Source organism: Nocardiopsis sp. TNDT3, from assembly GCF_003427465.1.
In the GTDB taxonomy this organism is placed as follows: domain Bacteria; phylum Actinomycetota; class Actinomycetes; order Streptosporangiales; family Streptosporangiaceae; genus Nocardiopsis; species Nocardiopsis dassonvillei.
On sequence record NZ_QPFC01000047.1, the window covers coordinates 1 to 13609 of the forward strand.

The 13609-nt window shown below is 71.7% G+C and carries 13 protein-coding genes; 3 read left to right on the forward strand and 10 right to left on the reverse strand.

Features of this window, described 5'->3' with window-relative positions; translation table 11 throughout:
- Positions 1–75 precede the first annotated feature (75 nt).
- From DQW06_RS01275 to DQW06_RS01310, 8 genes are all read right to left on the reverse strand, one after another.
- The gene (locus tag DQW06_RS01275) at positions 76–1392 is read right to left on the reverse strand and encodes an MFS transporter (RefSeq protein ID WP_013155504.1); all 1317 of its coding nucleotides are present in this window, start codon (positions 1390–1392) and stop codon (positions 76–78) included.
- A gap of 343 nt (positions 1393–1735) precedes the next feature.
- The gene (locus DQW06_RS01280) at positions 1736–3232 is read right to left on the reverse strand and encodes a CdaR family transcriptional regulator (RefSeq protein WP_013155503.1); all 1497 of its coding nucleotides are present in this window, start codon (positions 3230–3232) and stop codon (positions 1736–1738) included.
- 147 nt (positions 3233–3379) lie between these two features.
- Positions 3380–3715 carry a DUF2795 domain-containing protein gene (locus tag DQW06_RS01285; protein ID WP_013155502.1) on the reverse strand — a complete coding sequence of 112 codons (336 nt, stop codon included), beginning with the start codon at positions 3713–3715 and terminating at the stop codon, positions 3380–3382.
- 263 nt (positions 3716–3978) lie between these two features.
- The gene (locus DQW06_RS01290) at positions 3979–5073 is read right to left on the reverse strand and encodes an LLM class flavin-dependent oxidoreductase (RefSeq protein WP_071622972.1); all 1095 of its coding nucleotides are present in this window, start codon (positions 5071–5073) and stop codon (positions 3979–3981) included.
- A gap of 141 nt (positions 5074–5214) precedes the next feature.
- Complete coding sequence (locus DQW06_RS01295) at positions 5215–6324, reverse strand: ABC transporter substrate-binding protein (protein ID WP_013155500.1); 1110 nt, start codon at positions 6322–6324, stop codon at positions 5215–5217.
- Between the two features lie 10 nt (positions 6325–6334).
- Positions 6335–7180, reverse strand: a complete 846-nt coding sequence (locus DQW06_RS01300; RefSeq protein WP_013155499.1) for an ABC transporter permease — start codon at positions 7178–7180, stop codon at positions 6335–6337.
- Positions 7181–7194: 14 nt separating this feature from the next.
- On the reverse strand, positions 7195–7998 hold the full coding sequence (locus tag DQW06_RS01305; protein ID WP_013155498.1) for an ABC transporter ATP-binding protein: 804 nt from the start codon (positions 7996–7998) through the stop codon (positions 7195–7197).
- Positions 7999–8503: 505 nt separating this feature from the next.
- Positions 8504–8941 carry a hypothetical protein gene (locus tag DQW06_RS01310; RefSeq protein ID WP_013155497.1) on the reverse strand — a complete coding sequence of 146 codons (438 nt, stop codon included), beginning with the start codon at positions 8939–8941 and terminating at the stop codon, positions 8504–8506.
- A 479-nt stretch (positions 8942–9420) separates the two neighbouring features.
- On the opposite strand from DQW06_RS01310, the gene DQW06_RS01315 reads away from it, so the two are divergent.
- Positions 9421–9675: a hypothetical protein gene (locus tag DQW06_RS01315; RefSeq protein ID WP_013155496.1), complete on the forward strand. Its 255-nt coding sequence runs from the start codon at positions 9421–9423 to the stop codon at positions 9673–9675.
- A 133-nt stretch (positions 9676–9808) separates the two neighbouring features.
- Here DQW06_RS01315 and DQW06_RS01320 read toward each other — a convergent pair whose 3' ends face one another.
- Entirely contained in the window at positions 9809–10969 is a 1161-nt protein-coding gene (locus tag DQW06_RS01320) for an undecaprenyl-diphosphate phosphatase (protein ID WP_013155495.1), read from the reverse strand.
- 581 nt (positions 10970–11550) lie between these two features.
- Complete coding sequence (locus DQW06_RS01325) at positions 11551–11970, reverse strand: arsenate reductase ArsC (RefSeq protein ID WP_013155494.1); 420 nt, start codon at positions 11968–11970, stop codon at positions 11551–11553.
- A 233-nt stretch (positions 11971–12203) separates the two neighbouring features.
- Between DQW06_RS01325 and DQW06_RS01330 the strand changes: the two genes are divergently transcribed.
- Both DQW06_RS01330 and arsB read left to right on the forward strand, forming a co-directional pair.
- Positions 12204–12488, forward strand: a complete 285-nt coding sequence (locus DQW06_RS01330; protein ID WP_197724927.1) for a helix-turn-helix transcriptional regulator — start codon at positions 12204–12206, stop codon at positions 12486–12488.
- On the forward strand, positions 12488–13570 hold the full coding sequence (gene arsB / locus DQW06_RS01335) for an ACR3 family arsenite efflux transporter (RefSeq protein ID WP_117197814.1): 1083 nt from the start codon (positions 12488–12490) through the stop codon (positions 13568–13570). Before DQW06_RS01330 ends, arsB begins: the two co-directional genes overlap by 1 nt.
- The last annotated feature ends 39 nt before the right edge of the window (positions 13571–13609 follow it).

Sequence of the window (13609 nt, forward strand, 5' to 3'; positions counted from 1 at the left end):
TTCCGGGGCGGAGGAGGCCGGGGAGGGGGCGGTCGACGCCGCCCCCTCACGCCGTGCGCCCGGTGAGGGCGCGCGTCAGCCCTTCTCGGAGGCCGCCAGGTGCCTCTCCTCGGCGTTGGAGGCCCGCCCGGCCAGCGCCACGGCGACGATGGACACCACCGCGGTGAGAACCAGGTAGCCCGCGACCGGAACCCACGAGTTGTCGAACCGCGACAGCAGCCAGGTGGCGATCAGCGGGGCGGTGCCGCCCGCGGCCGCCGCGCCGATCTGGTAACCCAGGGTGACGCCCGTGTAGCGCACCCGGGTGGAGAAGATCTCCGAGCACAGGGTGCCGATGGTGGCGGTGACCGGTGCCCACAGGACGCCCAGCCCGATCACGGTCGCCAGGACCAGCATCAGCGTGCTGCCGGTACCCAGCATGAGGAAGTAGGGCGCGATGAACAGGGCCAGCAGCACCGCGCCGACCAGGTACACCCGCTGCCTGCCGAAGGTGTCCGACAGGCGTCCGGCGATCGGGATGCACACGGTGGCCACGATCGCCCCGACGGTCACGGCGTTGAGCGCGGAGGTGTTGTCGAAGGACAGCGTGCCCGTCGCGTAGCTCACCACGAAGGTGCCGAAGATGTAGAAGGGGGCGGTCTCCACGACCTTGGCGCCGACGGCGACCAGCACGGCCCGCCAGTGGAACCGGAAGGTCTCCACCACCGGCAGTTCGGCGACCTCGCCCTCCTCCTTGGCCTTCCTGAACGAGGGGGTCTCGTCGATCCCCGAGCGGATCCACAGTCCCAGCAGCACCAGCAGGACGCTGCCGACGAACGGCACGCGCCAGCCCCACGTCGCGAACTGGTCGTCGGGCAGCAGCGACATCAGGGTCAGCACCAGGCTGGCCAGCAGCATGCCCGAGGTGATGCCCATCTGCGGCACGCTGCCGAAGAGGCCGCGCCGGTTCTCGGGCGCGTACTCGTAGGCGAGCAGCAGGGCGCCGCCCCACTCGCCGCCGATGCCCAGGCCCTGGATGATCCGCAGCACGACGAGCAGGATCGGGGCGAGGATCCCGACGCTGTCGTAGGTCGGCAGCAGGCCGATGAGCATGGTCGCGCCGCCCATGAGGGTCAGCGTGATGATCAGGGTCCTCTTGCGGCCGATCCGGTCACCGATGTGGGAGAAGACCACGCCGCCCAGCGGACGGATGAAGAACGTCAGCGAGAAGGTCAGGTACGACAGCATCAGCGAGACGAACGGGTCGTCCGAGGGGAAGAACAGCTCGTCGAAGACGAGGGCGGCGGCGGTGCCGTAGAGGAAGAAGTCGAACCACTCGATCGTGCTTCCGGTCAGGCTGGCGATGAGGACCTTGGCCCTCGGCGGCCGAGCCTGTGCGGTGTCCACACTCATGTGCAGGGCTCCTGGTGGGGTGTCGGGGATCGCGCGGGCCGAGGGGCGTGGCCTGCGTACATTGCCGGGAGCCTAGACGCGGGTGGCGTGCGCCACCGTTGTGCGAACGGACGACATGGGCGGCGGAGCGGTGTCGCTTCGGACAATCCGGCCCCGCCGGGGCGCGTCGGCCGGGTGGCCGTGACCGGCCGGAGACCTGGCGGGAGCCGTACCGCGACCATGGAGGGAACGGCCGGTGTCCTGGGAGGGACCGGCGCGACGCCGACGGGAGGCGCACGGAGACCGCGCCGGGGCGGAGCGCCGCCGCCGGGGGGACGCCGCGGCGGCGAACGCGGCCCGCGGCTCACGCCCGCAGCGTGAGCGTGGCCAGGAGCCTCTGGTCGGCGTCGTCCAGGTCGAGTCCGGTGAGCTCGCGGATCCGCCTGATCCGGTGCCGCAGCGTGTTGGGGTGCACGTGCAGCCGCTCAGCAGCCCCGGACACGTCGCCGAAGGCGTCCAGGTAGGCGGACAGGGAGCGGCGCTGCTCGTCGTCGAGGGCGTCGAGCCGGTCGTCGCGCAGCCCGGGACGGTCGGCGAGGGCGTCGAACAGCTCGCGCAGCACCACCGAGGAACGGACCTCCTCGAACGCGGTCACCAGCCGCTCGGGGCGGTCCGCGACCACCTCCAGGGCGCGGCTGGCGACCTTCTTCAGCGACGGCACCGCGCGCATCCTCGGCGCCACTCCCGCCACCGCCGCCTGGACGGGCGTGCCCAGGTTCTCGCGCAGCACCGACACCAGCTCCCGCGTCCACGCGGTGGGCGCCTGCCCGGAGGGCGCGGGGACCAGCACGTACAGCAGGCCGCAGGCCGGGATGACCAGGGCCTCGCGGCGGTAGGCCGCCGCGTACACCGACGTGATCTCCGCGGCCTGGTCCAGCCGCCAGGGCGGGTCGACCTCCCCCTCCCTCAGGGCGAGCGCGACCACCGCCACCGGCGTCGTGGGGTCGGCGCCCAGGTGGCGGGCGAGGGCGTCGGTGTCGAAGGCGCCGGTGAGCAGGCCCACGGCCAGCCCCTCGGTGTCGCGCCCGGTGCTGCGCGCCTCGCTGTGGGCGCGCATGACGTGCAGCGCGGCCAGGCGCGCCGCGCCGCGCAGCACCTGGGGACTGGTCCGCGCGAGGGGCCTGCCGCCCACCTGCACCCAGATGGTGCCGAGCGCGCGCTCGCCCGCCTGTATCCCCACCACCAGGCGGCGCGCGGCGCCCAGGTCGGGGCGTTCGGCGACCTCGACCACCTCGCCGTCCCGTATCCGCTCGTTGACGCCCCACTCGCGCAGGTGCGCCAGGAACGACTCCGGGCAGCCGCGGCCGAGGATGGTCTGCCTGCGCAGCTCGTCGGCCCCCTCGCCGGAGGCGGAGTAGGCCAGGACCTGCCCGGCGGCGTCCTCGATGCTGACGATGCCGCCGGTCAGGGTCGCGACGGTCTGGGCCAGGGAGAACAGGTCGCCGTGGCCGGTGTCGGTGGCGGCCGCCTCCAGGACCGACCGGGCCAGGGCGGCGAACTCGCCGGTGCCCACGGCGGGGTCCACGCAGAGCACGGGCAGGCCCAGACCGCGCAGCCCGTCGGCGTCCCCGTCCACGGCCGCCACGGCGCTGGCGGCCAGCTGCCCGGGACGCGCGGCCAGGGCGGCGGCCTCCCCGGGCGGGACGACGACCAGCGCACCGGCGGGTACGGGTGCGCCGTCCCCGGCCACGACCACCGAGCGGACCACGCCCCCGAGCCCCCGGGGCGCGGCGGCGAGTCCGTGGACGGCCTTGTCCAGTGCCTTCAGCAGGGCCTTGACGGTCAGGCCGGTCTCGCTCACGGTCGCACTCCGGGGGTCTTCTCGCACGGGTAGGACCATTGTGCGCCTTTTCCCGGAGCACCGGACGCCGCGGACCCGCGACCGCCCCCGCCCGCGCACGAAAGGGCCCCGGGGCCCGTCAGGGCGCCGGGACCACGGCTCGGGGCCTCAGGACTTGCGGTTCTCGCCCAGCTCCTCCTCGATGGGGTTGACCGGGCGGCTCTCCTTCATCGACTCGGCCATGCCGGGCTTCGTGTGCTCCCTGCGCAGCTGCGCGCGGGCGGACTCGGTGTGCGAGTCCGTCTCGGAGCGGGGCAGGGGCACCGAGCGCAGCACCTCGTTGGCCTCGTTGTACTGGGCGGGCGGCATCGCCCGCAGAGCGCTGAGCAGTTCCTCGTCGGCGCCCGCGTCCAGGGCGTGCGTCACGATCCGGTCCTTGTCCGCCGGGAAGTCCACTTCCCCCAGGACGTCCTGTAGCCCCTCGATGCCACGCTTGACGCTCATCGTCAGTCCCTCCGACTCGTGCGAGGGCCGGGCGTCTGCGCCCCGGTCACCGGGGGTGTGCCGCCCGACCTGCGAGGACACTGGGGGCGCCTACCCGGTCGGAGGGAAGCCCAATCGTCGCGGGGGGGAGCGCGGCCGGGCCGGGCGCGGCGTCCGGCGGGGCGCCGCGGCCCCAGGTCACCACGGTGCGAAACCCCGAGCGGGGGCGTCTCGCACCGCAGCGACCGCGCGTCGACCGCCGCGGGCGTCCGCGGCGTAGGGCCTCAGCCCTGTTCCGCGGCCGTTCCCCCGGCGGGGCGCAGCAGCGGCATGACCTTCTCACCGAACGCCGCGAGGTCGGCGTGGTAGTCCGGGAAGATCAGCATCAGACCGTCGAGCTCGGCGTACTCCACGATCTCGCGGATGCGTCCGGCCACCGTCTCGGGGGACCCGGTCACGAACGGCGTCTGGAACGCCTCGTCCTCGGGCCGCTCGGAGGTCAGCGACAGGGCCTTGTCCAGGGGCAGGCCCCAGGACCGCTTCATGTTGACCAGCGCGTCGATGTCCGCGCCGCGCCCGTACTCCAGCCGCCGCTCCTCGGCCGCGGCGTCGGTGTCGTCCATGACGACGGTCAGCATCGAGTACGTCTTGATGCTGCGCCCCTCCTTCTGGGCGCGCTCCTTGACGTCGCGGCTGGCGTCGCGCAGGCCGGGCAGGTCCTCCGCGGTCAGGAACGAGCCGTCGCAGTGGCGCGCCTGGAAGTTCAGGCCCGTGTCGGAGCGGCCCGCGCTGATCAGGGTCGGCGCCGGAGCGGGGTGCGGCCGCGAGCGGCAGTCGTCGAGCTTGAAGAACTCGCCGTCGTGGGTGACCGAGTCCTCGGTCCACAACCGCTTGAGGACGCTGGTCCACTCCTCGGTGTACCGGTAGCGGTCACCGTGGCCGATGTCCTCGCGCCACAGGCCCATCTGGGCGAACTCGTCCACGTAGGAGCCCACCACGATGTTCATCCCGGCGCGTCCGCCGCTGATGTCCTGGAGGGTGGTGTACATCTTGGCGGCGAGGGCCGGGTGGAACAGGTTCGTGTGGACGGTCGCCCACACCTTGACGTGCTCGGTGGCCTCCGCGAGCCCCGACATCATCGTGATCGACTCCAGGGTGCGCCCCCAGTGGTCGGTCGCGCCGTCGTAGCCGCGCCACTTGCCCATGGACATGACGAAGTCGAGTCCGTAGGCGTCGGCGAGGACCGCGGCCTTCTTGTTGTACTCGTACGTCGCCTCGGGGTGCGGTGCGGTCTCCGAGACGATCCACCCCCCGTTGCCGATGGGCAGGAAGATGCCGTACTCGGTTTCGGCGGCCTGTGGCCCGCCTTCTGCTGCCATCCTTGGCTCCTCATTCACTCTCGGGCGCCGCTCACTGCGGTCGCCCGTGCGCAGCGCGGTCTGTGCGCCGCGCCCAGGCGCTCTGGGCGCTCGGTGCGCGGCGCTGTCCGCGCGGTCCTGCTGTGTGGGCTGTGCCCGGTCCTACTCGGACGGCCAGGACACCTCGGTCGCCACGTGCACGGCCTCCAGGTAGCGGGGGTCGAACAGGGGCTCCACGTCGGGCAGCTCGTCCAGCTGGCCGTTGTCGACGAGGGTCTGGCCCTCGGCCTCGGTCAGGCTCAGGTCGATGTAGCCAGGGGTGGAGTCGTCGGGCGTGGAGGCCGTCACCAGCTCCTGCTCGGAGTTCCAGATCCGCAGGTTGTGCTCGGTGTCGTATCCGGCCTCGGCCAGCTCAGCGGCGTAGCCGACGCACTCCTCGCCGTTGTCCTGGCAGTACTCGAAGGCCTTGGCGATCGCGCGCAGGTAGTCCTCGACGACCGTCGGGTTCTCCTCGGCCCACGTGGGGTTGGTGGCCATCACGCCGAACGAGCCCACGACCCCGTAGTTCTCGGGGAGCCACTCGTTGTACTCCTCGCCCATGTCGGACAGGAGGAAGGGCTCGTTGGAGCGGAACGCGGTGAGCGCCTGCACCTGGTCGCGCGGCAGCACGCTGGGGTCGTAGCCGACCTCGACGATGTCGATGGAGTCCATGTCCACGCCGTCGGCGACGAGCATGGCCTCCAGCGGCGCGGGGAGCATGCCCTTGTGGCCGAGGGTGGTGCCCTCCAGGTCCTTGAGCTCCTCGATGCCGGTGCCGGTGAGCAGGCTGGCGATCGGGACGTGCCCGTAGGTGGAGACGCCGATGACCTCGTGTCCGGCGTCGTTGGCCTGGAGGACCTCGGCCTCGTTGCCCAGCGAGGTGAAGTGGGCGGTGCCGGCCGACACGAGCTGGGAGTTGCCGATGGTGTCACCGCTGCCGGGCTGGATCTCCACGTCCAGGCAGACGGCCTCGAAGTAGCCGAGGGCGTCCGCGGCGACGGCCTCCAGGATGGAGACCGAGGCCTGGTACTGGTAACCGGTGATGTAGGTGACCGTGCCGGCGTCGCGGTTGGTCTGGCAGCGCTCCTCGTCGATGACGGTGGCGACCTGGGTGTCCTCCTCGGCCGCATCCCCTCCGCTGCACGCGGCGGTGAGGAGGAGGACCGATGCCGCGGCGGCCGCCGCGAGGGAGCGTCGGCGCCGGGGACTGGGGCGGTGGGGCGGATTGGTCATTGGGGGTTCCTTAGGAGGTGGTGCGCTGCTGGGACTCGTGCCAGAACAGCAGTCTGCGTTCGAGGACGGTGATGAGTGCGAGCATCAGCACGCCCATGACGGCCAGACAGGCGACGGCCGCGTAGACGTACTCCAACCGGGCGGTCGCGGCCGAGTTGCGGATCATCGTGCCGAGCCCGCTTGAGGATCCGGCGGCGACGAACTCCGCGACCACGGCGCCCACGATGGACAGGGGGAACACCACCCGCAGAGCGGCGAGGGTGTAGGGGAGGCTGCTGGGGATACGCAGCCGGAGCAGCACCTCCAGGCGGGAGGCGTGCAGGGTGGAGAAGACGTGCAGGACGGGCCGGGAGACCGACCGCAGCCCCGTGGTCACGTTGATGAGCACCGGGAAGAACGTGATGATCGCGGTGACGATGACCTTGGGGGTCATGCCGAAGCCGAACGCCACCACCAGGGCGGGGGCGATCGCGATGACCGGGGTCACGTTCAGGATGACGGCGAGCGGCATGATCGCGCGCCGCAGCAGCGGGATCTCCGACATCAGCAGGGCCAGGACGAACGCGGTGCCCGCGCCGAAGGCCACGCCCGTCAGGGCGATGCTGAGGGTGGCCCAGGCGTTGTTCACGAACAGCAGCGGATCCTCGACCAGGATCCCCCCGACCTCCGCCAGCGGAGGCAGGAGGTAGGGCTGGTCCTCGGCGGTCGCCGACCAGGCGAAGCCGACGATCACCACCGCCACGGCGGTGGGCAGCCACACGCTGAGCCTGAGGCCGAAGCGGCGCCGGCGCGCGGCACCGCGCTTCGGGGAGGCCTCGCCCTCGGGGCGGGGCCGGACGGGTGTGCTGGTGGCCATGGTCTCTCCTCCTCTCACAGCGGAACGAGGTCGTCGGGGGCGGCTCCGGCCTCCCACGCGGACTGGAGGGACGCGCGGACCCGGTCCTCCAGGGCGTGCATGTGGGGTCCGGTCACCACGGCCTTGTCGCGGGGGCGGGGCAGGTCGACGGGCAGCACCTCGTGCACCCGGCCGGGCCGGGCCGACATCACGACGATGCGGTCGGAGAGCGTGACCGCCTCGCGCACCGAGTGGGTGACGAACACGACCGTCGTGGACATGCGCTCCCACATGTTCAGGAGCTGGAGTTGGAGCGCCTCGCGCGTGAACTCGTCCAGCGCGGAGAAGGGCTCGTCCATCAGGAGCAGGTCGGGCCGCAGACCGAAGGCGCGGGCGATCGCCACGCGCTGCTGCATGCCGCCGGACAGCTCGTGGGGGTACTTGCGGGCGGAGTCGTCCAGGCCGACCATGCGCAGCAGCTGGTCCGGGTCCTCGCTGCCCCTGCCCGCCCGGCGGTTGACCCGCGAGGGCAGGGAGATGTTGCGCCGCACGTTCAGCCACGGCAGCAGGGCGGGGGTCTGCGGGACCAGGCCCACGGCCTTGGCCTCGCACATGCGCTTGGGCGTGGAGCCGAAGACGGTGACGTCACCGCTGTCGTGGCCCTCCAGCCCGGCGATCACCCGCAGCAGCGTGGACTTGCCGCAGCCGCTGGGGCCGATGAGGCTGACGAACTCGCCTCGGGGGATGTCCAGGTCGATGCGGTCGAGCGCGGGCCGGTGCGGGTCACCGCCCTCGTAGGTCTTGCTGAGTCCGCGTACTTCGATACGGTCGTCGCTCACGCGGCGTCCCGCCTTCGGTACGTGTGTTCGGTGCGCCGGGCCGCGGGCCCCGGGCCCGTCTCCGGCCGTGCTGGACGTGCCATACCTTCTCCTCGGGATGTGTGATCGGATGATTGCACAACGTGTCCTGGCGGTGAATGGGTGCTGGAGGGGCGAAAACGGGCGCGCAGGTCACAGGGGTGTGGCGTCATCGACCGAGGAGGGGGCCGGGCGGCACGGAGCCGGAACGGGGTGCGAAGCGCGACGGGAGCGCCGCGGAACGCGTGGCGGAGCCGCTGGGGGACGCGGCGGTGTGCGGGCCGACAGTGCTTGCTTTGACGGCACTGCTTGCGACGACGACCGCATGGGGAAGGCCCATGGGACACCCTCCAGATGGCTGTCCTCGGACACGGGTGCCCGAGGACCTTCGATGGAGAGCGGGTGGAAGCAAGCATGGCGACGGCCCGCGGGAATCTTGACGTGTCAAACGTTAGGGATTGCTGATTAACGCGTTATGAAGTGTTGATCACATACTGATATCGAGTGCCCGAATCCTGAGACGGTCGTCAACGAGGGCGACCGTGATCTGGTGCGAGGCGAAGGCCACGGGCAGCCACGCGCCGCGCCCGAAGAGCTTGGCGAGGGGCTCGCCCAGCACCACGAGCGGACGTGCGTCCGGGAAGTGCTGGTCCCGCAGCCAGGCCAGTTTGAAGGCGTCCGCGATGACCTTGTTGCGCTGGGCCGACTTCATCGGCCCGTGCAGGGGCGAGAACTGGGCGAGGACGGTCGGCTGACCGTCGTCGGCGCAGTCGACCCCGACCCGGGTCCCGTCCGCGAGGGTGAACTCCCGGGGGGCGAGCTCGACCCCCAGGTACGCGGAGAGCGCCCTGGTGAGCTCGGGATTACCCTCCCGGGTCGATCGGATTATGTCCCCCGATGACGGACTTCTCGCTGAATGCCCCATAGCAAGGAAACTTTAGTGCACATGTGCCCCAGCGGCATCGCGCTTGCCTCGGCGCGCTCCAGGTCGGAGACAGTATCGACGCTGTGACCTGCGGTTTTGTGGGAAGCTCCCGTGTTGTGCTTCACATCGGCCTTTCCCGGAGCGAACTCGTGACCGAAGTCCCGTTCCGGTAGGGCCTTCCGGCGCGCCGGTCGTCCGCGCGCCGTCCCAGGGGAGTGCGGCCCTGAACGTATCCCCTGGTCGAAGCGGATGCCGGGGAGGGATATCCCGGTAATTGCGCGGGAGAACGCGGTTGGACGGCTCCAGTTCGCGGTGCGCGGGTCCACACAGCGGACCGCTGTCAGCCGTTGTTCACCTGATGATGATATGTGCGGGGACTGCGATTTGCGCGGTGCACTGGGCGACCGCCATGTTCACCTCGGCCGTCCCCGGGCAGTCGGGGATGACAGGCGTCCCACGAGGAGCACGAGGAGGCGGCGGTGGAGATCGTCCGTGCCGAGCACGTGGCTCGGCTGCTGAGCACGCAGAACGGAGACCCCGTGCTGGTCGTCCACGAGGGCCGGGCCGACGTCGTCGAGGAGGCCGACCTCGACGGTCCGCGCTACGCGGGGGCGCTGCGCGTGATCGGCCGCGCGGACCTGTTGGAGGAGCGCGGCGGCGCGCGGCCGGGGCCGGAGGAGACCGAGGCCCTCGCGCGGCGGCTGGACACCGCCGTTCAGGGCCTCGGCGGATGACGGAGGGGACCGGCGGACATCCGCCGGTCCCCTGCTGTGTCTTCGGGTGTCGGAACACCGTGTCCCCGGGCGGCGGGCCCCGGCGCGGAGCCCTGCTTCCGCCGCGTGCCCTGGCCTTCGGGGGTGGAAACCCCTAACCGGCCGCCTTGGGGTCGTAGGTCTCACCGGTCACCGGGTTGGTGGCCAGGCCGGTGACCGGGTCGTAGTCCACGTCCATGCCCAGGTCCGAGTCGTGGTAGAGCCCGGTCTCGGGGTTGCGGGGCAGCCCCACCTCGGGGTCGATCTCCCAGCCGGTGACCGGGTCGACGGTCGGGACGGCCTGCTCGGAGGGCTCCTCGGACGGTTCCGTGGCCGTCTCGGAGGACGGGCCGGTCCCGGCGTCGGCCTCGGTGTCGGTCTCGGGTTCGGACTCCTCCCCCGGCGTCTCCTGCTCGCTGACGATCTCGCTCTCGGCGGGCTGCGCGCCCGCGCCGCCCTGCGGGTCGAGCGCGCCCCAGCTCACCAGGGCCAGGATGAGGATGCCCAGGCCCACGCGGTAATAGACGAACGGCATGAAGCTGTGCGTGGAGATGAAGCGCATCAGCCAGGCGATGACGATGAAGCCGACGACGCCCGCGATGAGCGTGCCCACGATGGTGGCGCCCCACCCGGCGTACTCGTTCTCACCGATGTCGGTCAGCTTGTACAGACCCGAGCCGAAGACGGCGGGCAGCGCCAGCAGGAAGGCGTACTCGGCCGCGTCCGCGCGCTTGAAGCCGAGCAGCATCCCGCCGGTGACGGTGCCGCCCGACCGGGAGACGCCCGGGACGAGGGCGAGCGCCTGGAACAGACCGAAGGTCATGCCCCGGGAGACGTTGAGGTCCTCCAGGGTGCGGTGCTTGCGCGAGTACCGGTCGACGATGCCGAGGACCACGCCGAAGATGATGAGGTTCAGCGCGATCAGGCGCAGGTCGCGGAAGACGCTGTCGATCTGCTCCTCCAGGAGCAGGCCCAGGACCACGATGGGGACGGAGCCGAGGATCACGTACCAGCCCATGCGCGCGTTGATGTCGCTGCGCAGTTCGCGGTTGAACAGCGACCTGGTCCACGTGGACAGGATCGCCCAGACCCTCTGGCGGAAGTAGATCACCACGGCCAGCTCGGTGCCGATCTGGCTGACGGCGGTGAAGGCGGCGCCGGGGTCGGGCCAGCCGAAGAAGGCCGACACCACGCGCAGGTGTCCGCTGGAGGAGATCGGTAGGAACTCGGTCAGTCCCTGGACGAGGCCAAGGATGACTGCTTCGAAGAGGGACACGGCAGAGTCTGCTCCAGCTGCTTCGGTCGCCTCCCTCGGCGGGACACGGCGACGGTGGACAGGGCACGGCGGGGGCGCGCTCGGGGAAAAGGGGGTGGCCCACGAAGCTTACTGAGGTCTCCGGGTCGGCGTGGCAACACCGGGGGCCGAGGCGACGCCGTTCCGCCTCCGCTGCCGGGAGGGTGCGAACACGCGTGCGGAGGGAGCACGGGGCCGCCCGGTCGGCGACCGCCCTGCGCACCGGAGGGGGAACCGCGCTGGGGGTTTCCCGGCCCGCGGACGGTTCGGGAGGGCGGTCGGTGAAACGCGCCTTCCCCGCGGGAGGCCACGGGTGGCGGACACGGCGACCTCTCCGGGCGCGGCCGGGGAGCGCGGCCAAGCCTTTGGCCTTCGTACCGATCGCCGTTGGGCGCAGTTCACGTGCGCGCCTCATTACGCGGTGCCGACGTGCCTCGGGAACGCTCGGCGGGGGTTTCCAGGAGGGCGTCGGCGGCCCTCCGGGACCGCCCGGCGTGGGCACGTCCTGCGGCCGCGCACCCGGGGGAGTCCCGGACCGCGGCGGCCGGGTGCGCCGAACGACCCTACGGCCGCGCGCCCGGGGAGAGCTCCCCGATCAGCTCCTCGACGCGCCTTCTGATCTCGTCGCGGATGGGTCGGACGGCGGCCACGCCCTGACCGGCGGGGTCGGGCAGGGACCAGTCCAGGTAGCGCTTGCCCGGGAAGACGGGGCAGGTGTCGCCGCAGCCCATGGTCACGCACACGTCGGAGGCCTCGACGGCCTCGGTGGTGAGGATCTTGGGGCGCTGGTCGGTGATGTCCACGCCGACCTCGGCCATGGCCTCGACCACGGCGGGGTTGAGCGCGTCGGCGGGCGCGGACCCGGCGGAGCGGACCTCCACGCGGTCCCCGGCCAGATGGGACAGCCAGGCGGCGGCCATCTGGGAGCGGCCCGCGTTGTGGACGCACACGAACAGGACGGACGGCTTGTCGGAACTGGTCACGGTCACTCGCCTCTGCTTCGTTTCGGTGGTGGACGGACGCCGCGGGGAACCGGACTCCGCGCGGCCGGAGGGGAATCGGGTCCGTGCGGGGGCGGAGGGCGCCGGACCGGACGCGGACCGCGTTCCCCGGGAGAAACGGGTTCCCGGGAGAAGGGGAGGGCGTCCGACGGGCTTGTCGGCGACAACCGACAGGATAATATCAGCGTATGCTGATATCAGTCGACACTGACCTCATGAGGGCGCTGGGAGACCCGCTCCGGCTGCGGATCGTGACCCTGCTCGCCCGGGAGACCCTGTGTACGACGCACCTGGTCGAGGAGACCGGGGCGCGCCAGACCAACCTGTCCAACCACCTGCGGATCCTGCGCGAGGCGGGGGTGGTGGAGACCGAGCCCTGCGGCCGGTTCACCTACTACCGGCTGCGCCCGGACCGGATCGAGGACCTCTCCGGGGCCCTGGCCGGGCTCGCCGCCACCGCCCGTACCAGCGGAGCCGCCGCGAACAGGAGGCCCTGCTGATGGCCTCGACCGACAGGACCACCAGTGGTACGGGTGGGTCCGTCGTCGCGAGACTGTCGTTCCTCGACCGGTTCCTCGCGGTGTGGATCCTGCTCGCCATGGCCGTCGGCCTGGGTCTGGGACGCCTGGTCCCGGGGCTGAACGAACTCCTGGCCGCCATGGAGGTCGGCGGGATCTCCCTGCCCATCGCGCTCGGCCTGCTGGTCATGATGTACCCGGTGCTGGCCAAGGTCCGCTACGACCGTCTGGACACCGTCACCCGCGACACCCGGCTGCTGGTCTCCTCCCTGGTGATCAACTGGCTCGTCGGCCCCGCGGTGATGTTCGCGCTGGCCTGGATCTTCCTGGCCGACCTGCCCGAGTACCGCACCGGCCTGATCATCGTCGGCCTGGCGCGCTGCATCGCGATGGTCATCATCTGGAACGACCTGGCCTGCGGCAACCGCGAGGCCGCCGCGGTGCTGGTCGCGCTGAACTCGGTCTTCCAGGTGCTGGTCTTCGGCCTGCTGGGCTGGTTCTACCTGGACCTGCTGCCCGGGTGGCTGGGCCTGGACACCGGCGGCCTGGACGCCTCCCCCCGGCTCATCGCGCTCAACGTGGTGATCTTCCTCGGCGTCCCGCTGGCTGCGGGGTTCCTCACCCGCCGGATCGGTGAGCGCAGGATGGGCCGCGAGCGCTACGAGTCGGCCTTCCTGCCCCGGATCGGCCCGTGGGCGCTGTACGGGCTGCTGTTCACGATCGTGCTGCTGTTCGCCCTCCAGGGGGACCGGATCACCAGCCAACCGCTGGACGTGGCGCGCATCGCGGTGCCGCTGCTGGCCTACTTCGCCCTCATGTGGTTCGGCGCCTTCGCCTTCGGCAAGGCGGTCGGGATGGACTACGACCGCACCGCGACGCTGGCCTTCACGGCGGCGGGCAACAACTTCGAGCTGGCCATCGCGGTCGCGATCGCGACCTTCGGCGTCACCTCGGGCCAGGCCCTGGCCGGGGTGGTGGGCCCGCTGATCGAGGTGCCCGTGCTCATCGCCCTGGTGTACGTGTCCCTGGCCTGGCGCAGGCGCTTCGCCCCGGAGCGGAGGTAGGGGCCGTCGGCGCGTGCGGGCCCGCCCCGGGCGCGGGCC